Raw genomic sequence first — 22,562 nt, 5'->3', positions numbered from 1 at the left:
TTTTTTATATGAAAAACTAAATGATTAGTTACCGTGTCTTTTTTCGATATCATCAATCGCTTCTTTGCTCATAGTATCAACTAATACCGGAGTTGCAATAAACAATGAAGAATATGTACCGATGATAATACCAATCAACATAGCAAAGATAAATCCACGAATAGATTCACCACCAAAAATGAACATGATTAACAATACTAAAATCATCGTTAATGACGTGTTCAATGTTCTTGATAATGTAGTATTAATAGAGGCATTTACGACATCTTTAAAGTGTCCTTTTCGGTCTCCCGCTAAAAACTCTCTGATTCTGTCAAATACAATTACGGTATCATTCATAGAGTAACCAATTACCGTTAGGATGGCGGCAATAAAGTGCTGATCCATTTCCATATGGAACGGCATGTATTTGTATAGTAAAGAGTAAATTCCTAATACAAAAATAACGTCGTGTAAAACCGCAGCGATAGCTCCAAGAGAGTATTGCCATTTACGGAACGAAATTACAAGATATAAACCAACTACTAACATAGCTCCAATAACAGCCCAGAAAGAGTTTGTTTTAATATCGGCAGAAATAGCAGCCCCTACTTTAGAAGACTGTAATACGCCGACTTTTTTACCGTCATAAGAATTGATGAATTTTTCATAAGTCACATCAGCACCGTAGTACTTTTTCAAAGCACTATATAGCTTCTCGTTTACTTCTTTATCTACTTCAACACCATCTTCTTTGATTTTGTATTTGGTAGTCAATTTCAATTGATCATCACTACCAAAAACTTTTGCTTCGACAGTAGTACCGAAAGCCACTGATAACTCTTCAGAAACAACTGAAGATTCTACAGGCTTTTCAAATTTAACTTGGAACGTTCTTCCTCCAACAAAATCAACACCTTCGTCTAATCCGTTGAAATAGAAAGATACACAACTTACAATAACCACTACAGAAGAGAATAGGTACGACCATTTTTTGATTCCGATAAAATCGAAATGGAAACCAGTAAACCAGTTTTTAGTTATTGGTGTGCAGAAAGTTAAACTTCTGTTGTTAGCAATATCTTTGTCAATAAAGATTCTAGCAATAAAGATAGAAGTAAACAATGAAGTAAAAATACCAATCAATAAGGTTAATGCGAAACCTTGGATTAATCCAGTTCCGAATACGAATAATATGGTTCCGGTTAATACGTGAGTTACGTTCGCATCAATGATAGAACGCATCGCACCTTTCCATCCGTAAGAAGCTTGAACGGCTTCTGCCAATGATTTTCCTTCACGCAATTCCTCTTTAGCTCTTTCATAGATGATGATATTCGCATCTACCGCAGTTCCAAGAGTTAAAACGATACCGGCAATACCTGGTAAGGTTAATACAAAACCAAAACTTGCCATTACGCCAAATAAGAATAATAAGTTCAATAATAAAGCAGCGTTTGCATACCAACCCGCTCTTCCGTAATAGAAAACCATCCATAAACATACTAAAAGGAATCCAACGATTGAAGAGATTAAACCTGCATGAATGGCAATTTCTCCAAGAGATGGTCCAACAACTTCAGACTGAATAATTTCGGCTTGCGCCGGTAATTTACCAGCTCTTAATACGTTAGCTAAATCTTTAGTTTCTGCCACTTCAAAGCTACCTGTAATTTCAGATCTTCCGCCCGAAATTGGTCCCGAAGTTACTCCAGGAGCAGAATACACTACATCATCTAAAGCAATAGCGATAAAACTTTTTTGACTGAAAGCTCTTCCTGTTAATTCTTCCCAAACTCTTGCTCCTTGTCCGTTCATTTGCATAGAAACGGCTGGTTTACCCATTTGGTCAAAAGTATCTCTTGCATCTACAATCACACCACCACTCATCGGAGCGATGTTATCTCTGTTTCCTTTTAAAGCATATAAATCAACAGTTTCTGTTTCTTTTTTAGTTTTCTCATCTACTTTCACATCCACTTTACCCCAAACAAATTTAGCATAACGCTTATCTGCTGGTAATAAATTGCGGATTTCTGGTCTTTTTAAATAACCATTAATGGCAGCAGTATCTTTTGGAGAAGCAACCACTAAAACTGGTCCACCACCTTGAGAAACGAACTTATCAAATAATGGGTTGTTTCCTTTTTTAGTTGCTGTAGAATCTTTGTCTTTATCAGTCAATAATTTAGAAATCGAATCTGTAGGTTTTGCAACTTCTACTTTCTCGTCAGCTTTTACTGTTGCTTTCAACGCTTCGTTTGCAGAAGCCATGAATCCCATTAATTCTTCCGACTTATAGGTTTCCCAGAATTCTAATTCCGCTTTACTAGACACTAATTTTTTGATACGGTCTACATCTTTTGCTCCAGGCAATTCAATAAGGATCCTTCCTGTTTGGCCTAGTTTAGCAATGTTTGGTTGTGTTACACCAAATTTATCGATACGGCTTCTCAATACTCCGAAAGCAGATTCAACTGATTCGTCTACTTTTTTAATCAAGACTTTCTTCACTTGGGCATCCGACATATTAAAGTCGATTTCACCTTGAAGGTTTCTGTTCGCGAAAATATCAGGAGAAGCTAATTTATTAGTTCCTTTATTAGCTTCAAAAGCTACGAAAAAGGCATCAAGATACGATTGATTTCCTTCTTGGTTCAAAGTTGCATCCTCTAAGGCTTTGTTAAAAGCAGGATTTTTGGAATTGTTTGACAATTGCTTCAATACGTCTTTAACAGAGATTTGCAGAATTACGTTAATTCCACCTTCAAGGTCAAGACCCTTATTGATTTGTTTGTCTTTCACTTCATTGTAGGTGAAAAAATCAAGAAAGACTTTCTCTTTTCCAATGGAATCCAGATATTTAATTTCTTTTTCAGGATTTCCTCCTGCAAAAGTTTTGGCATCGTCTTTTACTTTATTGGCCACAAATGTGAATGAAAGTTGGTAGATACTTACCAATGCAAATAGTATTGCGAAAAATTTAACTAGTCCTTTATTCTGCATTATTACTAAAAATTAATTAATTCTTTGGTTTAATATTATTGGTGCTTAAAAGCAAAAAATACCTGAAATACAAGGGCTTAGATTACAATCCTTTGTATTTACAAGCGTTTCGGCTTTTTTTTAAACGTGCAAATATATAATTCTATGTTTGACAAACCAATATTTTATCGATTAATATCAAAAAAAAGACTGCGAATAACGCAGTCCTTTTCTATAGACCTATAAATACTATCCTAAAATGGATTTCAAATCACCATTCATGGCTCTTACAGCATCGGCACTTTTAGCAAACTTTGCTTTTTCGTCGTCATTTAACGTAATGTCAACAATTTTCTCAACGCCATTTTTTCCGATGATACAAGGTACACCAATACAGATGTCGCTTTGACCATACTCTCCTTCTAAATATACCGAACATGGAATCATTTTCTTTTGGTCATTCAATATGCTGTCTACTAAAAACGCTACAGAAGCTCCTGGTGCATACCATGCTGAAGTTCCTAATAAAGCGGTTAATGTAGCACCACCAACCATAGTATCTGCTGCTACTTTTTCCAATTCCGTTGCTGATAAAAACTCAGAAACTGGAACTCCGTTATACGAAGCCAATCTTGTTAATGGAATCATGGTTGTATCTCCATGTCCTCCAATAACCATTCCTTGAATATCGTTTGCTGGTTTGTCTAAAGCTAGTGATAAATAGGTTTTAAAACGAGAACTGTCAAGCGTTCCACCCATTCCAATGATTCTGTTTTTTGGTAACCCTAAAGATTTGAATGTCAAATAAGTCATCGTATCCATTGGATTTGATACAATTACAAAAACAGCATTTGGAGAATGTTGCAATAAACTTTCCGCTACCGATTTCACAATTCCGGCATTAATACCGATTAATTCTTCACGGGTCATTCCCGGTTTTCTTGGGATTCCAGAGGTAATCACTACGACATCGCTATTAGCCGTTTTACTGTAATCGTTAGTGCTTCCTACTACTTTTGTATTAAAGCCTAAAGTAGTCTGCGTTTGCATGATATCTAATGCTTTTCCTTCTGCAAAACCTTCTCTAATATCTACCAGTACAATTTCGCTGGCAATTCTTCTGTAAGCAATAGCATCTGCGCATGTTGCACCAACGTTTCCTGCTCCTACAATTGTAACTTTCATTTGTATAATATTTGTTGTTTGTTTTAATTTTTTGAAGCTAATCCCGCTTTACGCGCTACATGGTAGCTCGCTTCAATCGGGGCTAGGGCTATTCTTTTTCTAAACCACTTTATCTGAAATTAGACCTGAACCCATTTACCGCATGTCCACTGGACATTCTCCTCATAATATCAAATCCTTAATCTCAAATAATCAGGGCTAGTTACGCATCAATCTTAGCATACACCGCATTCTTCTCGATGAACTCTCTACGTGGTGGAACCTCATCGCCCATTAACATAGAGAACACACGGTCAGCTTCAGCCAAACTATCAATTGTTACTTGTCGCAATGTTCTGAAGTTTGGATCCATGGTAGTTTCCCATAATTGTTCGGCGTTCATTTCTCCAAGACCTTTATAACGCTGGATTGCGGCGCTTCCTCCCATCTTTTCGTTGGCAATATCACGTTGATCATCGTTCCAAGCGTATTCTTTTTTGTTTCCTTTTTTCACTAAATATAAAGGTGGCGCTGCAATATAAACGTGACCGCCTTCGATAAGTTCTTTCATGAATCGGAAGAAGAAGGTTAATATTAAGGTAGAAATGTGACTACCATCGACATCGGCATCACACATGATGATTACTTTGTGATAACGCAGTTTTTCTAAGTTAAGTGCTTTAGAATCTTCTTCTGTACCTATCGTCACACCCAACGCAGTAAATATATTTCGAATCTCTTCGTTTTCAAATACCTTGTGATGCATTGCTTTTTCTACGTTCAAAATCTTACCACGTAAGGGCAAAATCGCCTGAAAGTTACGGTCACGACCTTGTTTCGCTGTTCCACCAGCCGAATCTCCCTCGACAAGGTATACTTCACATTTTGCAGGATCTTGTTCGGAACAATCTGATAGTTTCCCAGGCAAACCTCCACCGCCAAGAACGGTTTTGCGCTGTACCATTTCACGGGCTTTTTTAGCAGCGTGACGTGCCTGAGCCGCAAGAATCACTTTCTGAACTATGATTTTGGCATCATTTGGATTTTCTTCCAGATAATTTTCCAACATTTCAGCCACTGCCTGTGAAACCGGAGAAACTACTTCTCTGTTACCCAATTTTGTTTTGGTTTGCCCTTCAAATTGTGGCTCCGAAACTTTAACCGAAATAATTGCTGTCAATCCTTCACGGAAGTCATCACCAGAAATCTCAAATTTCAATTTATCTAATAATCCGGAAGCGTCTGCGTATTTTTTTAACGTACGGGTTAATCCCATACGGAAACCTTGCAGGTGCGTTCCTCCTTCATGCGTATTAATATTATTTACGTAAGAGAAAATATTTTCAGAGTAACTGGTATTATACACCAAGGCAACCTCAACAGGAACTTCGCCTTTTTCGTGCTCCATGCTGATGACATGAGAAATAATAGCTTCTCTTCCTTTGTCTAAAAAGCGAACGAATTCTTTTAATCCTTCTTTGGAATGAAACACTTCAGAAGCGAATTCGCCTTTATCATTGACATCTCTTCTGTCAGTAAGTGTAATGGTAATTCCTTTATTAAGGAACGACAACTCACGCATACGTCCAGCCAAAGTATCATAAGAATATTCAATGGTTTGAGTGAAAATGGTTTTATCAGGATGAAAGGTAACCATGGTTCCGCGTTTATCCGTTTCGCCAATTTGCTTTACCGGATACATTGCTTTTCCTTTTTCGTATTCTTGCTCGTATACTTTTCCCTCTCTGTAAACCGTCGCTCTTAAATGATCTGATAAAGCATTTACACAGGAAACTCCCACTCCGTGAAGTCCACCCGAAACTTTATACGAATCTTTATCGAACTTTCCTCCTGCACCAATTTTAGTCATTACAACCTCTAGAGCTGACACCCCTTCTTTTTTGTGCATGTCAACCGGAATTCCACGCCCGTTATCTTCAACAGTAATGGAGTTGTCTTCGTTTATAATAACACCAATAGTATCGCAATGTCCAGCTAGCGCCTCATCAATAGAGTTATCGACTACCTCATAAACCAAATGGTGTAATCCTCTAACTCCAGTATCTCCAATATACATGGAAGGACGCATTCTAACGTGCTCCATTCCTTCTAATGCCTGAATACTATCGGCTGAATAACTGTTCTTTTTAATCTCGTCGCTCATATTATTTTATCGTAAAAAATCTATTTTTTATGTAACGAGCAAATATATAAAAACGCATAGGATTTCCTATTGAAAATCGTTTCGAATAGGCTTAAGTTATTAACATTTTTAGCATGATTTCAACAAAAAACGCCTATCAAAAATGACAGGCGTTTTAAACAAACAAACTAAACTTCAATCCAAACTCGGGACACTACTCCCTAGTTTAATTTTTAAGGCGAACCTTGACTTTTTTATACTTTGATTTCTGCTTTTACATAAGCATCATCGTGCACGTTTGCTACGGCTCTGCCTGAAGGGTCATTCAGGTTTTTGAAAGCTTCATCCCATTCCAACGCAATTTTTGTACTACAGGCCACACTAGCTTCTTGCGGAACACTTAAAGCTGCTGCGTCGCTTGGGAAATGCTCATGAAAAATAGAGCGATAATAGTACTCTTCTTTTGACGTTGGAGTCTGGATTGGGAATTTGTATTTGGCATTGGCTAATTGTTCGTCAGAAACGGCCTCAGCGACCATTTCTTTTAACGTATCTATCCAACTATAACCAACACCATCACTAAACTGTTCTTTTTGTCTCCAAGCAACGCTTTCGGGCAACATATCTTCGAAGGCTTTACGAAGCACCCATTTTTCCATGCGCTCACCATTAATCATTTTGTCTTGTGGATTGATGCGCATCGCAACGTCCATGAATTCTTTATCTAAAAACGGAACCCTTCCTTCTATTCCCCATGCGGCTAAACTTTTATTGGCCCGAAGACAATCATACATGTGTAACTTGCTTAATTTACGAACTGTCTCTTCATGGAATTCACGCGCGTTTGGTGCTTTATGAAAGTATAAATACCCTCCAAATAACTCGTCCGAACCTTCCCCTGACAACACCATTTTGATTCCCATTGATTTGATGACTCTTGCCATGAGATACATAGGCGTTGAAGCCCTAATCGTAGTCACATCGTAGGTTTCTATGTTATAAATGACATCGCGGACAGCGTCTAATCCTTCCTGTATGGTGAATTTAATTTCGTGATGAATCGTTCCCAAATGATTGGCTACTTTTTGCGCTGCAGCCAAATCGGGAGAACCTTCTAAACCAACAGCAAAGGAGTGCAATTGTGGATACCAAGCATCGACCGTATCACCGGATTCAATTCGCTTTTGAGCATACTTTTTGGCTATGGCAGAAGTAATGGAAGAATCTAAACCACCGGACAATAAAACACCATAAGGAACGTCACTCATCAATTGACGGTGAACCGCTGCTTCTAATGCTTTTTTAATTTCAGCAATACTGGTTTCGTTGTCTTTTACAGCATCATAATCGGCCCATTCTCTTTGATACCATTGTACAAATTCGCCGTCTTTACTTGACATATAATGTCCGGGAGGAAATAGCTGAATTTTGGTGCAATAGCCTTCCAGAGCTTTTAATTCGGAGGCTACATAAAACGTTCCATTCTCGTCCCATCCAATGTATAATGGAATAATTCCCATATGATCACGAGCAATGAAATAGGCGTCCTTTTCGACATCATAAATGGCAAAACCGAAGATTCCGTTCATTTCATCTAGAAAGTGAACCCCTTTTTCTTTATAAAGTGCTAAAATAACTTCGCAGTCACTTTCGGTTTGAAACTTGTATTTTCCATCAAACTGTTGGCGCAATTCGCGATGATTGTATATTTCGCCATTGGCAGCTAAAACCAGACTTTTATCTTCGCTGAATAACGGTTGTTTTCCCGAAGCCGGATCCACAATAGCTAATCTTTCATGAGACAAAATAGCTTTATCATTGCTAAAAATGCCACTCCAATCCGGACCGCGATGGCGAATTATTTTAGACATTTCTAATACTTTTGGTCGTAATACTTCTGACTTTTGTTTTAAATCGAAGGCACATACTATTCCACACATATTCTTTTAATTTATATTGATAGGGCAAAGATGGCATAATAGTTATAAATGAAAAACGTATTTAACTATTTAGTTATAATTTGAAACAAAAAATAAATTTTTGATTATATTATCTAAGAAAGAATTTAAAAAATAGAGGATTCGGGTTAGAAACTGTTACCAAATGTTCTCAATAGTATATGGCTTTCCGTTCATATCAAATGAAAATCCGGATTCGTTTCCCATTAATTTACTTCCAAGAGGTGACTGTGGGGAAAGCGCAAAGATGCTTTTAGTTTCCAGAGAGATTTTAGGCAATGCCGAGCTAATAAAAAGCAACATTCCATTGGCTTGCACTAAGCTGCCTAGAGCTACTCTCTTATGCGTTTGTGTAGCGTCGATTTTGTCTAAGACTGCTTTTTGATCTAAAATTTCCCTTAATTTATGATTCAGTTTTTCCTGCTCCAAATGCATCATGGAGAGTGCGGTTTCGTGCTTATCTCCAGCGGAACCTTTCGCATCATTCTGCGCATCGACAGTAAGACCCGCAATCATGTCCTGAAAAACATCTATGCGGTCCTGAAGCATCTCTTTGTAACGCTGGAGTATCTGTTGCTTCATGATAGATTTTGAGATGATTAGACTTCTTAGATTGTTAGACAAAATGTGAATCTAAGAAGTCTAAAATGTCTAAGTTAGTCTGAGTGTCTAAATTAGAAATCAAATTTATAGCTTGCACCACCAAGCACTTGTAATCCCTGCACCTGATAGTTGATCCATCGTTGGTAATCCTGATTGGCCAAGTTGTTTCCTTTTAGGAAGAATGTCAAACGGTCACTGAATTTATATCCAACGTGTGCATTCAAATCGAAATAGCTTTTTAAGGTTACGGTTGCAACCGGAATAGTATCGGTAAAGAACTGGTCTTTTCTTTCTCCAACAAAGAACAAACTTGTTCCTGCGTACCATTTATCAGTGATGTTTACATCCAAAGTTGTGGCTAATTGTATTGCCGGTAAATTCCAAGCTTCGCTTTCCACATCAGTTGAAAAACTACTAAACGTTCCGTTGATACCAAAAGATACATTTTTAGAAAAATCGGCTTTTAATTCGCCAAAGAAACTCAGTGTTCGCACTTTATCGTAGGCTACGTTGAAGGAATTTCCGAAAGTATAGCCTTCTGTGTTGGTATTAAAACCATCGTAGCCATTGCTTTTAAATAAGGCTTTACCTTCCTCGTTTTTATAGGCACCGCGAATATTATAACTTACGCTACTGGCTAACTTTCCTTTTAGTCCGGCATAGACATCATACTTTTGGTCGGTTGGTGCGATACCTAATGTTGGTGACACAAAGAAATTTTGTTGTACAAAATCGTGATACGAATTCTGTTGCAACGTTCCTTCGATACCTGCGTAAAAAATCATCAAATCGCCCACCACTTTATACGAACCCGTTATTTGTGGATAAATAAAGAATTTGCTTTCTCCACCTTCCTGAGCAGCGCTGTAAAAGAACCCAACTCCGGCGTTAATCGATAAATCGGCTTTATTGATTTTAATGCTAGGCTGAAAACCGAAATTGGTAAAACCGTATTTATAAGAAGAGCCTCCATTATAAGTTTGGTCAAAAGAACCGCTGATGTAATCCAAGACAAAATCGGCTTTGATTTTTTGTTCCACAATATCGAATTCTAAGGATGGTTTCGCTACAAAACGATTTTCTGCAGAACCGAATTTATCCCAAAAACGGCTGAACTTCACAGAACTTTCCTTTAGAATGTTATCCAAACCTAATCTTCCGCCCAGATATAACGTGTGATACGTTTGTTGTTCGTCGATGGTACTAATGGTAGCATCGCTGAAAATAGGATAATTTCCGTACCAATTATATACTTGGTGCTGGTAACCTGCATCCGCATTCCAAGTCATTCCTTTGGTTCTGCTTCCATAAGTTAAGTCGAGAGAGGTATTGAACATTTTGTCATCCAAAACAATTTCTTTGATACCACCTTGCGTGGAATTGTGTCGTAACATTCCGCCAAAATAATCGGTATTGCTGACATTTTCGGTAATAAACAATTCTGCATTGATGGTTCCATAATTTCCGGCACCCAGCGTCAGATAGTTACTGAATATTTTTTCTTCGGCGCTCTTGTCAACATTGGCTGCTTTCCCTTTGGCAGGAGCAAAAGTAGATGCTACCGGAAAAGAGAAAATATTGTACTGGATGTTTTCCTTTTTGGAAGTATCTTCATCATCTAGTGTAGGCGTTTCTTTTACTTTAAAAGCATCAGAAATAGAGGGAGTATAGGGTTTTACCACATTGACCACTTCAGTTCCGATGTTATCGTCCTTTTTTTGTGCCCATCCTATTTGAGTCGCACATAGAATAGTTAGTAATAAAATATATTTTGTGTTTTTCATATTGATCTGGATTAAAGAATATAGAGAATAGAAAATAGAAGTTTCTTTATTCTTTTCTCTTTGTTCCATGTTCTTTTTTTATTCGGTTAATGATGAATTGGTTTTGGCTGCTTCTCCTTTGATGACTTTAAGTTCTGCCTGAGCTTCTGCAAGGACATCCTCAAATTCTTTGAAATTTTTAATGACACTGTCCAAAATCGATGTAGCACTAAAATTATCTTTCAATTGGTAATAGTTTTTAGCCATTACGATTAATCCTTTGGCACCAAAATATTTATAACCAGAATAGTCTTTGGCTAATTTTTGAACCGTTTTATTGGAGTCTTCATACTTACCGTCTTTATTTTTAAAATACGCATCATAATACAACGCTTCGGCTGCTAATTCTCCTTTGGCAATAGTCAATAGTTTTGCATAAGCGGTTCTGGCTTTGGCTTCGTCATTGACTTTAATGGCGGCACGCGCTACGATGATTTGAGCATCACTTTTAATTTTGTTGTCTGTTTTTGGATTTGCCAAAACTTTATCGGCATAGACCACTGCGTTTTGATAGTCTTTTTGATCGTAATAGGCACGCATTAAATTAGCCTGAGCAAAGGTTACATTTTGAGGAAAATCGGCTTCCGTTTCTAAACGTTGCAATACTGGCAACGCTTTGGTATAATCGTCTTTCTTTAAATGAATTTCAGCCAAACGTGCTAAGGCTTGTTCGGTAAATTCGTTTCTTGATTTGCTTACAACAAATTCATAATTAGGCACAGCCGTAGCTTCTTTACCATCTGCATATAATGACTGTGCTAAGTAGAAATTAGCCTTCAGCGAATGAATTCCGTTTGGAAACTGAGCTACATAGCCACTAAGACTCGAAATGGCCTGTTTGGTATTGTTTTGCAGGTATTGTTTTTCGGCCGCTTCGTAAGTATCATTATCCAAATCAGCGTCAGTCACTTCTACAAAATCCAAAGTTCGAACCCAAGAAGCGTATTCGTTCACTTTCCCCATATCCATATACACCAATCTGGCAGTAGACACCGCTTCTGAAGCTTCAGGAGTTCTAGGATATTTGGCAGCTACTTCTTTAAACTTAGTGATAGCCTGTTCGTTTCTCTGACTATTATAGTATACCAATCCCTGACGTAAAATAGCTTTTGACGCAAAAGAACCATTTTTGAATTCGCTCAATAACTGGTCATAGGTTCTGATGGCTGAATCTCCTTTATTTTCGGTTACATAAGTATTTCCTAGCTCGAATAAAGCGTCATCACGATACTGAGAGGTTCTAAATTTTTGTAGAAATGCATTAAAATCGTCTATTTTCTTATCATTTTTGCCCACGAAACCATAGCTCAAGGCTTTTTGAAAAGCAGCATAATCAGCGTCAATACCTTTCATGTCGATGGCTTTGTTGTAAGCATCCATCGCTGGCCAGTATTTGGCGGTTACAAATCGGCTATCCCCTAATCTTAAATAAGCATCGTTGAGACGGGTTTTGTCGTCTTTGGCTCCGTCTACATATTTTTGGAAATAATTTCCGGCCTGATCGTATTCTTTTTGTTTGAAATAGGCATAGGCAATATTGTAATTGATGTTTTTGAATTCGGGCGTGTTTTTGGCTTCAGCCGAACTTTCAAATTGCTTAAAGCTTGTCGTTGCTTCGCTGAAACTATCCAAAACATATTCGGTTTCCCCTTTCCAAAATGTGGCTCGCGCTGTAATTTTCTCGTTTCTTGGATTGGCCACCGATTTTCTGAACATACTCAATGCTTCCTGATAAACGCCATCGGTAAATAATTCGATGCCTCTGTAGAACAGTACTTTTTGGTACGCCACTTTATTTTCTGGGGAATTGTTTTTCTCCAATAGTGTCAGAGCCGCTTTGTAGTTTTTAGACGTTATATACGAATTGATTAATAGGTTTTCGATTTCACTTTTAGCTGGTGTATTTGGATATTTTTCTAAGAAAGCCGACAAAACATCAGGAACACTTTGGTAGGAGTTTCCAATTTCGTAGCTCAATTTGGCATAATTCAGATTGGCATCTTCCTGAATTTTTTTGTCGAAATCCATTTCCGAAGCACTTTTGAACGCATTTAAAGCCTGTTGTTTTTTATCAGTTTTGAAATAACATTCTCCTAAATGATAGTAACCGTTTTGCGCTACAGCATCTTTACCCTCGATGATTTTGTTGAATTGAAGAATGGCATTTTCGTAGTCTTTTTGTTTGTAATACGTATATCCCAACTGGTAGAAATCGGTGTTGCTCCATTTTCCTTTTTTCCCTTTGTATTCTTTCAGATACGGTAAAGCTTTGTCGTATTGCTGCATGTTGAAATAACTTTCCCCAATGATTTTATTCAACTCCGATTTTTCCATAGCATTCGATTTGGGCATGGCCAGTAATCCGGCATCTATTGCTTTTTGGAAATCACCAGATTTAAAAGCCATATCGGCCTTGAAATAGGAAAGTTTTTCAGCATACTTATCTTCAGTTTCCACTTGTTGAAAATACTTGTTGGCTTCCTGATAATTGTTCCCTTCGTACTGCATAAAACCAAGATAGTATTTGGCTTGTGTGCCATACACTTTCGAATTTTCAGCTTTCGTGAGATACGACTGTGCTTCTTTTTTATTGCCTGCTGTGAAATGTGCATAGCCTTTTTGGAAGGTAAACTTATCCGTTTCGTCGTAAGACAACGAATTTTCATCTACTTTTTCGAAATATTCCAATGCCTGTGGAAACTTTCCTTGCTCAAAATAATATTGCGCTACTTCGATGTACGCTTGATTTTGTTTGGAACTCGTGGGATACTCTTTAATGAAATCTTCAATTAATTCATCTGCATTGTTCTGATTTAAGTGAATCGCACAGATACCAATGTAGTAAGCGCAATCAGCTTGCACATCTATGGATCTATTATCTTGCTTCACTTTTTCAAAAAGAATTTGAGCCGATTGGTATTGTTTGTCTTTGAACAACTTTACCGCATTGTCAAACTCGGACAAATTATTAGTATAAATGGCGGATTGCTGCCCTGAAACTTGTGGAATTCCAGCCATCAAAAACATAAAAAATAACATTAAAGCGTTGCGCATGATTTTTATTTTAATTTATCCAAAAATATTACTCTATAGACCTATAACGTAAAAAGCACTGGTTTTATTATAAACATTCTTGTAAACAATTTGATTTAAGAAAATAGATAATAGACCTATAGAAAATAGACGGTTGACTTCAAGAAGTTTATTAGAGGAAATACAAGTCAAGAAAAAAAGAAAGGACTTGACAGAAAAGATAATAGGCACTTTTTGCTTGAAACAATAGTCTATTATCTATTATCTATTAGTCCATTTTCTTTTTCGAAAATAATTTTGAATACAAGCGGTAACTTATTACTTTTACCCAATAAACAAATTACCATGTCACAAACCGTTTTATCTTTAAAAGACGTCACCATTTATCAGGAAAACCGAGTGATTTTATCCCAGATTAATCTTGAGGTTAAGGAAGGCGAATTCCTTTACATCATTGGTAAAACCGGAACCGGAAAAAGTAGTTTTATGAAAACTCTTTATGGCGATTTGCAGCTCACCGTTGGTTCCGGAACCATTGTGGGTTATGACTTAGCTAGTTTGAAAGAAAATGATATTCCGTTTTTGAGACGAAAAATCGGAATTGTTTTTCAGGATTTTCAATTATTACCGGATCGTAATGTGAATGAAAATATGTTGTTTGTATTGAAAGCAACAGGCTGGACAGATAAAACCGAGATGCAGGTTAAGATTGATGATGTATTGCAACGTGTGGGTATGATTGGTTTGACTAATAAAATGCCGCATCAGCTTTCGGGTGGTGAGCAACAAAGGGTTGCTATTGCGCGTGCGTTATTAAACGACCCTGAATTAATTTTGGCTGACGAACCTACAGGAAATCTTGACCCGCAAACCAGCGCTGAAATTTTAGGCGTACTGAAAAAAATCAACGACAACGGAAAAACAGTAATCATGGCTACGCACGATTATGCTGTAATTATGAAATTCCCTGCCAAAACGTTGAAATGCGAAGACAATACTATTTTTGAAGTGGTCCAAAAAACGGTATAATGTTATCTGTTTTAATTCCAACTTTCCACTACAACGCTTTGCCTTTGGTTGAGGCCATTCACGAGCAGTGTACACAAGCCGGAATTCTATTTCAAATTATCGTTCAGGATGATGCTTCCAACTCAGCATTAAACATTGAAAACAACAAAATAAATACATTACCTCATTCTGTTTTTTATACAAATTCGGAAAATCTTGGTCGCGGCAGAAACATTAATGCCATGGCTTCAAAAGCTGTTTATGATTACCTGCTCCTTTTGGATTGCGACACGTTACCCACAAGCGATACATTTATAACTAATTATATCAACGAGATAAAGAAGGAAACTTTGGTAGTTTTTGGTGGCATTGTTTATCAAAAGGACAAGCCAAAACAGGAAAATTTATTGCGTTGGGTGTATGGCCAGGATCGGGAAGCCTTATCTTTAGAACAAAGGACGGCTAATCCCTATTTTTCAACGCTAACTTCCAATATTTTATTCCGAAAAGCACTTTTTTTATCCAATAGGTTTGATGAAAACATAACCAATTATGGGTATGAAGATGTCGTTTGGGTAAAACATTTGAAAGAAAAATCAATTCCTATTACTCATATTGATAATCCCACGTATCATCTTAATATGGAAACGTCGGCAATCTTTTTAAATAAGATTCACGAATCGCTGGAAAACCTCCAGTTGATTTCGAAACTAGGCCTGATAACCACCGCTGACAATCGAATATTGCGAACCTATAAATCTGTTTCTAACCTAGGTGGCGCTGGTATTTTTAGTTTTATTTATCAAAAATTCAGTAAAAAGATAGAAGCCAATTTGGTATCCAATCATCCTAATTTATTTTTGCTTGATATTTATAAATTGAGTTACTTCTGTAAAATCAACTCCAAATGAGGCCTTTTTTTTCCATAGTAATTCCATTGTACAACAAGGAGCAATATGTTTTGGACTCGTTGAAGAGTGTACTCGATCAAACCTTTCAAGATTACGAAGTTATTGTTGTTGAAGATGCTTCAACCGATACCAGTTTGGAGGTGATTTCCACTATAAAATCTGAAAAAGTCAGCGTCATACAGCACCCATCCAACAAAGGGCTTTCGGCTTCCCGAAATACCGGAATTAAAAATGCCAAGGGCGATTATATTGCTTTTTTAGACGCGGATGATTTTTGGAAACCAAGCTATCTAGAAGAACTGTTTTTACTGACAAAAAGCTATCCTGAAGGCAAACTGTTTGCTACCAATTACGAAGAACTTTATCCCAATGACATTACTTTATTGCCTCAAAACAATGCCAAAAACTTAGCGGAAAAATCACTAATTACTACTTTTTTTGACATCAGTTTGGCGCAACCGCTTTATTGTCCGTCGAGTTTTTGTGTTGCAAAATCTGTTTTTGATACCGTTGGTTTTTATAACGAAAGCATCCGATTTGGAGAAGATGTCGATTTTAATATACGAGCCAATACTGTTTTTCCATTGGTGTACAGCAAAAAGCCTTTGGTCCGTTACACTATGGTTTCGGAGAATCAGATTACCCAGAGTGCCATTGGTAACAAGATTATTACCGATTTTGATGCCTTTGACCATTCGGAAACTTCAAAATCAGTGAAAAGATTTTTAGATTTTCACAGGTATATCATGGCCAAACATTACAAAGCCGAAAAAAATATGGCTGCATTTGAAAAAATGAAAAATGGCATTGCTGTAAGGAACTTAAATTTCAAACAGCAACTATTACTGGCAGCGCCATTGCCAATACTGAATTTGATTAAGAAAGTGAAATCGTTTTTTCTAAAAAAAGGGATTCGGTTTTCTACTTACGACTAGATTGTACGTAGGCTTTGAATTCCTCAAAGTCTCTGATATAGTCTTCTTCTATAAATTCTCCAGAAGAAATCACCAAACAAATAGAACCTGAAGAAAAATTTTCTAATTCGCGCCAAGTGTTTGACTTAATAAGCAATCCTTTGTCGGGTTTGTTTAACGTCACTTTTTGGGTAGTTTCACCATCATGCAAGACCACATCAAAACTTCCAGAAAGCGGAATTAGTAGTTCTAACTGCTCTTTGTGTGCATGTCCGCCTCGTCGCGCTGTGCTGGGCACATCAAAAAGATAGTATACTCGTTGTATAGGAAAAGAAAGCAAGTCTTTTTCAATAACAGCAATGTTGCCTCGAGTATCGTGAATTTTGGGTATGGCTACTAGTTCAATATTCATGGTGCTAACTTACTTTATTTTTAGCAATTCCAACCATTGTTTTCCGATTGTTTCTATCGCAAATGGTGTGATGCTTGGTGTTGTATTAAGAGAACATAGGTTTCGTAATTCCTCCTCATCTGCAAATATATTCATCGCTTCGGTAAGTTGGTCAAAATCCTGATTGGCTACTAGAAGTCCGTTTTGCCTGTCCACAATAATTTCATTCGGACCACTAAAACAATCAAAGGAAATCACAGGTGTTCCTACCGCAAACGATTCTAAAATCACGTTGGGAAACCCTTCATTTTTACTGCATAAAACAGTGAATAGGGCTTTTTGGTAATAGGGAAACGGATTGTCCTGAAACCCTTTAAAAACGACAGATTCTTTTAGGCCTAACTTCTCCGCCAAAGCACTGTATTCTGTTTGTTTCTGACCATCGCCTAACAAAAGTAGTTTGATTTTTTTAGTAGGCAAAATCGATTTGGAATAGGCCACAATAAGCTTATCGAACTGTTTCACATCTTCGTTCATTCGGCCCACTGCAAGGATGTAGTTGTCTTCCGAAACTGAAAAAGCATCCTTTAAATCCGCTATAGATTTGGCATCGATAGGATTGTAGATTTGAAAAGCCTTAGGCGCCAAACCTTTGGAAACTATCGCCGCTTGGATGGCTTTGGAAACCGCAACAACGTTTTTGTTTTTATAAATAAGCTTAGACAGTTCAACTGATTTTGGAAAATATAAATCTAAGATGCCGCTATGTACGGTGTAATAGGTGTTTTTTTGATCACAGCATTTTGAAATCAATAGTTCTTGTACAACATTGGTTCTGATTCTAAAATCAATTACAGCATCAAAATTAGCCTCTTTACTAAACTTTTTAAGAGCAAAAAACCGTGCTACTCTTCTTTTTAACGGATTGGCATCGCCAGCAATGGTTCCGAGATTTAAAATCGAACCGGAATATTCATAAGTAATCCAATCGACCAAGATACAATTGTGTACTTCGAGACCTGCTTTTTGAAAATAAACTGACAACAAAGCGTGTACTTTTTCGGCACCACCATTGGCCAGACAATCACCTATGAGCGCTATTTTGAATTTTTTGTCTTGGTTTGTCATTATTGCTTGTTCCTTTTCATAACAAACCTCGTTAATTTTTTTATTTTTACCATTCAAAAAAATAAAATTTAACGGTAAATACCATTTTTTTGTGCGAAACTGAATTGTGATCAAATAAAATCATTCATGCGAATACTCCTAGTTGGTGAATACAGTCGGCTGCACAACACTTTACAAGAAGCTTTGATTGCCTTAGGTCACGAAGTGGTTCTTTTGGGCAGTGGTGATGGTTTCAAGAACTATCCGGTTGATTATTCCATTGAAGCCAAATGGTGTCAGGGCAAACTCTTAAATATTCCAAGACAACTTATTTTCAGCGTATTTAAATTGGATGTTGCCAAGATAGAAATTGCGATTCGATTTTATTTTCACTCGAGTAAATTAAAAGGATTTGATGTGGTGCAGTTGATTAATGAAAGTCCGATTCAAACCTTCAAAGTTATAGAACTATCATTTTTAAAGAAGCTTGTCAAAAATAATCGGAAACTTTTCGTATTGTCAACAGGTGTCGACTATTGGAATGTAAAGTTTTGGTTTGAAAACAGACACGAGCGTTCGATTTTACAACCGTATTTTGAGAATCCTGCTTTAGCAAAAGAGTATCGTTATATTTTGGAATATCGCAGTGCACAACACCAAAAAATTCACGATTATATCTATGAAAACTGCACCGGTGTTATTGCTACTGATGTAGATTATCAGATTCCGCTACAACATCACCCTAAATTTCTGGGACTTATTCCAAATCCGATCAACCCCAGTAAATTAGTCTATAAAGAGTTGAACATTGATTCCAAAATAGTGATTTTTTTAGGAATCAATCAATGGAGTTATCATCAAAAAGGGATTGTTTATTTTGAAAAAGCGTTAACAGCTATCAAAGAGCAATTTGGAGATAGCGTTGAAATAATTACCACTCAAAACATTCCGTATCAAGAGTACATCAACCTTTACAATCAATCGCATATTTTGCTAGATCAGATGCATGGCCATGATCAAGGTTACAATGCTTTGGAAGCGATGGCTAAAGGGAAAGTTGTTTTTACCAATGCCAGTACTGCTTTTGAAAAACAGTATAACTTGACAGAGCGAGTCGCTGTTCATGCCTTACCTGATGTGGAGTATCTGGTAAAAGAACTCTCCTTTTTGATAGAAAATCCTTCGGAAATCAAAGCCATCGGAAAACGAGCTAGCGCATTTGTAACAAGGGAGCATGATTATTTGTTGATTGCTAAAAGATACCTTAGCATTTGGGGAAGCTAACTATACCTTAAGCCATTTATTCATTTGACTCATTTCTCCTTCCCAATCTCTTGATATATTGGATTTTAAAAGCTGTGCCGGAACTCCACCTAAAAGAATGTTTTTACCTAGCGCTGCATAATCTTTGGTACATAAGCTGTTGGAAGCTATGGTGCAAAAATCGGGAGTTATGGTATTTGATAAAATCGTTACTCGATTGCTGATATAATTATAGTTTCCAATAGTGATGGGTGCTGTCATGGGAAACTTTTCCTGAGTATTGCTATCGAACATTTGATGCGCAGTGGTATCAACTACTTGTGATTCGAATCCGATTCGCGCAAAATCACCAAAAGTAATGGTATCATAGCAAATGATTTTACCACTGTGCCCTAAAGAGGCCATATTACCCATTGTCAAAGTGGCTTGTGGGGCGACATGAACAAAATAATCCTTACCAAACTGAACGTGTCCGTTAAAAACCATTGTCCCTTCAAGAGAAAACTCGGCAGTTCCTTTGGAACGGCTTATAAGTTCATAGGATTGACCAAATCCAATCATGCCTGATTTCAATGGTGCTTTTATGTAAATATCTCCTGAAATATTTTTAAATTTTACACTACCATAAAAGTAAACAGGAAGTTTTTTTGCTGTTGCAAACGGAAATTTCTTAAAATTGAAATAGAGCGTTTTTATCCAATTGATGGAAAAATAAAATTTCAATTTTTGATATACGCTCCTGAACTGTCCCATACTTATTTATTATTCCTCGAAATAAAATCTTTAAAATGCAATCTTCTATTCAATTGTATCCATGAGAAACATAGCGAAATTAAGATTAAAATTGATAACAGTATATATTTAAGCAGAACAAAATCGATGGATAAACATAAAAAAGTAATTATACAAATACCGCTACAGTAGCCAAACAACTTATAAAATTCGTTGTCAAAAGCAAAATCATATCTTTTGGAGACAATTATTTTCAAGACTAAAAAGTGGATTATGTAGTTCATTAAAAATGTGATACCCAAACCTTCTAATCCAAAATAACAGTATCCTAAAACATTAATAATTAAAAATACCGAGTTGAAGCCTATTGATGTTTTTACAAAAATTTTGGAGTCTCCTTTAGCAATCAAAATATACCCCATAGACCATGAAACTGCTTTGATTATCATTCCTAATATTCCCCAACAAACCAAAGGAACAATTGGCAAAAACTCCTCTGAATAAAGTATACGAATAACATTAGGTGCAAACGCTAAAAAAAGTACAATAATAGGTGTCAACAACAGCACTCCTATTTCTGATTGTTCCTTAACCAACTTTCTCACTAAAATAGTATCAGTACAAACTTTAGCCAATCTAGGATAATAATCAGTTGCCATTGCCGTAAAAATAACTCCAACATAAGCATTTAAAATAGTAAATCCCGCGGTATAAAAACCAACTTCAGTAACAGTACTGTAATTGCTTATAAATACTTGCAACAAATACGAAGATAAAGTAGTCAATAAACCAATAATACTTAACGAGAATCCAAGTAAAATCAGCTGTTTCCCTTCTGTAAAAACTTCTTTGTTGGTCAGCTTAACAGTTGCAATCTTAACTTTCTGTTTATATAAAAAGGCTATAGTCATAGCTAGTAAAGACGACAGCACTATAGAAGGAATAATGCCGTCTATCCCAAAAAAGTAGTACAATGGAACAGCAATCAACAAACCAAACAAGTTTCCGTATATGTTGGCTTTTGCCAGATACTTTAACTTACTCAGTCCTTGCAAAACCACTATACTTCCACTGGTTAATTGCTTAAACAACAAGGTAGCCGACAGCAATACAAAAGATAAGGTATGGTCGGTATTTCCGAAAGTAAACTGGCTCAATAAAGGAGAAAAAATCATAAGTGTAATCAAACCCAAAAAGCCCGAAATCCAGACTAATCTGTTCACTATTGAAACTTCTCTAGCCAATAATGTGCTGTCATGACTCACCGTCGAAATGGCTTTTACACCACTGGTTTCAAGACCTGCATTGGTAAAACTTCCTACTAAGTTGATGGTGGTATTGAATAGTCCAATTAATCCTATTCCGGCCGGACCAATAACTATTGCTATTACTTTTGATTTTATCAACGAGATGATAATTGTAAAAACCTGAACACTCCCAAAAATGGAAGTTGATTTTATAATCTGCCGATAAGATGATTTAGCATCTGTCATCAATCTGTAATTATATCAAAACGTTTTCTAATAAAGAGTAATTGGCAGTACTTAGTTGGTAACTATCCTGAACCGTAGTTTTTGCACCGAAACTTTCCTTCCAAAACAAAATGCCTTCATTGATTTTTTTGCCGTTATCTTCATGAGACGGACCAAAATCGAAGAAGTTCTGGTCTTTAAAAACATCTGCAATTAAATAGTGATACAAATAATCTAAACTTCCCAAGGCATTCTTTTGCGGATTACCTGAAATGTATTGCGGATGTGCTACAGTATCGGTTATAAAAATGGTTGATCCAGCCACAATCTTTTCTTGATGATAGACATTGAAATGACGAATATTCTTAGGGAATTTTTGCTGTAGCTTTGTAATCTCTTCAGCAGTGTGAACCGGTTTTGCCTGATGTTTATGGTCAAGATTCGGAATTAAAATGTCGTTCCAAAATAAGTCAAACTCCAATTCTTCTTTGATGACTAGCTGCTGTTTTTCTCCACGACGAATACTTTCTTTTCGGGTTCTTGTGATGGTATACGGTTTGGTCAAATCGATTACCGAAAGACAGTCTCTTCGAATCAATTGGGCTTGTGTCAAAAACAGGACATACTCAATAGCTTCGGCAAAAAACGAATTGTAGATTGACGGAATCAACTTCAATTGCAACCTTTTGATGCCTTTCTGATTCAAAAATGCTAAAACGGCTTTGGCTATTGCGATAACTTCTCCCAACTTAATTTTGGCATCAAAAACAAATCCGCCATACGTCAGTCCTTGGTGCGAAAAAAGAGTATCCTCTACTCGATTGGCAGGAATAATACACTTTAATGTATCCTCTTCAAAAATTAATAAAGAATAGTCTAAAAACCGGTCTTTGTGGTATTCCATAAAATCGCGGTGAAAAAGAAAAGTGGCATTATTGGCGGTGCTGACAAAAGCATTCCAAAGCACGTAATCTTCAGCGGTATAGGGTTTGACAGTATAGTTTTTCACAAATAGCTTTTAAACTGGGGAAAATTAAACATTTATTTTTAAAAATGCCTGACTTATTAAAAAATCC

General features: G+C 36.7%; 16 protein-coding genes. 4 read left to right on the top strand and 12 right to left on the bottom strand.

Annotated elements, in window-relative coordinates; translation table 11 throughout:
* Window positions 1-24: 24 nt before the first annotated feature.
* The 7 genes from secDF to ACULEU_RS04135 form a co-directional block, all read right to left on the bottom strand.
* Window positions 25-2,985 carry a protein translocase subunit SecDF gene (gene secDF, locus ACULEU_RS04165; protein WP_445454199.1) on the bottom strand — a complete coding sequence of 987 codons (2,961 nt, stop codon included), beginning with the start codon at window positions 2,983-2,985 and terminating at the stop codon, window positions 25-27.
* Between the two features lie 228 nt (window positions 2,986-3,213).
* Window positions 3,214-4,149 (bottom strand): malate dehydrogenase, encoded by a 936-nt coding sequence (gene mdh / locus ACULEU_RS04160; protein WP_445454198.1) that lies wholly within the window; start codon window positions 4,147-4,149, stop codon window positions 3,214-3,216.
* Window positions 4,150-4,351: 202 nt separating this feature from the next.
* Window positions 4,352-6,292 carry a DNA topoisomerase (ATP-hydrolyzing) subunit B gene (gene gyrB / locus ACULEU_RS04155; RefSeq protein WP_445454197.1) on the bottom strand — a complete coding sequence of 647 codons (1,941 nt, stop codon included), beginning with the start codon at window positions 6,290-6,292 and terminating at the stop codon, window positions 4,352-4,354.
* Window positions 6,293-6,525: 233 nt separating this feature from the next.
* A complete protein-coding gene (gene asnB / locus ACULEU_RS04150; protein ID WP_445454196.1) occupies window positions 6,526-8,211 on the bottom strand; it encodes an asparagine synthase B in 1,686 nt (561 codons plus the stop codon).
* A gap of 156 nt (window positions 8,212-8,367) precedes the next feature.
* Window positions 8,368-8,811 (bottom strand): hypothetical protein, encoded by a 444-nt coding sequence (locus tag ACULEU_RS04145; protein WP_445454195.1) that lies wholly within the window; start codon window positions 8,809-8,811, stop codon window positions 8,368-8,370.
* Window positions 8,812-8,903: 92 nt separating this feature from the next.
* On the bottom strand, window positions 8,904-10,616 hold the full coding sequence (locus ACULEU_RS04140; protein WP_445454194.1) for a TonB-dependent receptor: 1,713 nt from the start codon (window positions 10,614-10,616) through the stop codon (window positions 8,904-8,906).
* Window positions 10,617-10,694: 78 nt separating this feature from the next.
* On the bottom strand, window positions 10,695-13,709 hold the full coding sequence (locus tag ACULEU_RS04135) for a tetratricopeptide repeat protein (RefSeq protein ID WP_445454193.1): 3,015 nt from the start codon (window positions 13,707-13,709) through the stop codon (window positions 10,695-10,697).
* Window positions 13,710-14,033: 324 nt separating this feature from the next.
* Between ACULEU_RS04135 and ACULEU_RS04130 the strand changes: the two genes are divergently transcribed.
* Genes ACULEU_RS04130 through ACULEU_RS04120 form a run of 3 tightly spaced genes read left to right on the top strand, consistent with a single transcriptional unit; the run spans window position 14,034 to window position 16,542 of the window.
* Window positions 14,034-14,717: a cell division ATP-binding protein FtsE gene (locus tag ACULEU_RS04130; protein WP_445454192.1), complete on the top strand. Its 684-nt coding sequence runs from the start codon at window positions 14,034-14,036 to the stop codon at window positions 14,715-14,717.
* Complete coding sequence (locus ACULEU_RS04125) at window positions 14,717-15,607, top strand: glycosyltransferase family 2 protein (RefSeq protein ID WP_445454191.1); 891 nt, start codon at window positions 14,717-14,719, stop codon at window positions 15,605-15,607. The genes ACULEU_RS04130 and ACULEU_RS04125 overlap by 1 nt, the downstream gene beginning before the upstream one ends.
* Window positions 15,604-16,542 carry a glycosyltransferase family 2 protein gene (locus ACULEU_RS04120; RefSeq protein ID WP_445454190.1) on the top strand — a complete coding sequence of 313 codons (939 nt, stop codon included), beginning with the start codon at window positions 15,604-15,606 and terminating at the stop codon, window positions 16,540-16,542. Before ACULEU_RS04125 ends, ACULEU_RS04120 begins: the two co-directional genes overlap by 4 nt.
* On the opposite strand, the gene ACULEU_RS04115 is transcribed toward ACULEU_RS04120, so the two are convergent.
* Together ACULEU_RS04115 and ACULEU_RS04110 are read right to left on the bottom strand one after the other, a co-directional pair.
* On the bottom strand, window positions 16,529-16,933 hold the full coding sequence (locus ACULEU_RS04115; RefSeq protein ID WP_445454189.1) for a sugar 3,4-ketoisomerase: 405 nt from the start codon (window positions 16,931-16,933) through the stop codon (window positions 16,529-16,531). The genes ACULEU_RS04120 and ACULEU_RS04115 overlap by 14 nt on opposite strands.
* 9 nt (window positions 16,934-16,942) lie before the next feature.
* Window positions 16,943-18,040 (bottom strand): glycosyltransferase, encoded by a 1,098-nt coding sequence (locus ACULEU_RS04110; protein ID WP_445454188.1) that lies wholly within the window; start codon window positions 18,038-18,040, stop codon window positions 16,943-16,945.
* A gap of 126 nt (window positions 18,041-18,166) precedes the next feature.
* Between ACULEU_RS04110 and ACULEU_RS04105 the strand changes: the two genes are divergently transcribed.
* Window positions 18,167-19,303 carry a glycosyltransferase family protein gene (locus ACULEU_RS04105; protein WP_445454187.1) on the top strand — a complete coding sequence of 379 codons (1,137 nt, stop codon included), beginning with the start codon at window positions 18,167-18,169 and terminating at the stop codon, window positions 19,301-19,303.
* On the opposite strand, the gene ACULEU_RS04100 is transcribed toward ACULEU_RS04105, so the two are convergent.
* From ACULEU_RS04100 to ACULEU_RS04090, 3 genes are read right to left on the bottom strand one after another with little or no spacing between them, the layout of a single operon-like run.
* Complete coding sequence (locus ACULEU_RS04100; RefSeq protein WP_445454186.1) at window positions 19,304-20,005, bottom strand: acyltransferase; 702 nt, start codon at window positions 20,003-20,005, stop codon at window positions 19,304-19,306. It lies immediately after the preceding gene.
* 32 nt (window positions 20,006-20,037) lie between these two features.
* The gene (locus tag ACULEU_RS04095; protein WP_445454185.1) at window positions 20,038-21,507 is read right to left on the bottom strand and encodes an O-antigen translocase; all 1,470 of its coding nucleotides are present in this window, start codon (window positions 21,505-21,507) and stop codon (window positions 20,038-20,040) included.
* Between the two features lie 10 nt (window positions 21,508-21,517).
* The gene (locus ACULEU_RS04090; RefSeq protein ID WP_445454184.1) at window positions 21,518-22,495 is read right to left on the bottom strand and encodes a GNAT family N-acetyltransferase; all 978 of its coding nucleotides are present in this window, start codon (window positions 22,493-22,495) and stop codon (window positions 21,518-21,520) included.
* Window positions 22,496-22,562 lie beyond the last annotated feature (67 nt).

This window comes from Flavobacterium sp. 25HG05S-40, from assembly GCF_052654735.1.
Note: the sequence above shows the minus strand (reverse complement) of the source record. Positions and strands in the feature narration are given on the sequence as shown.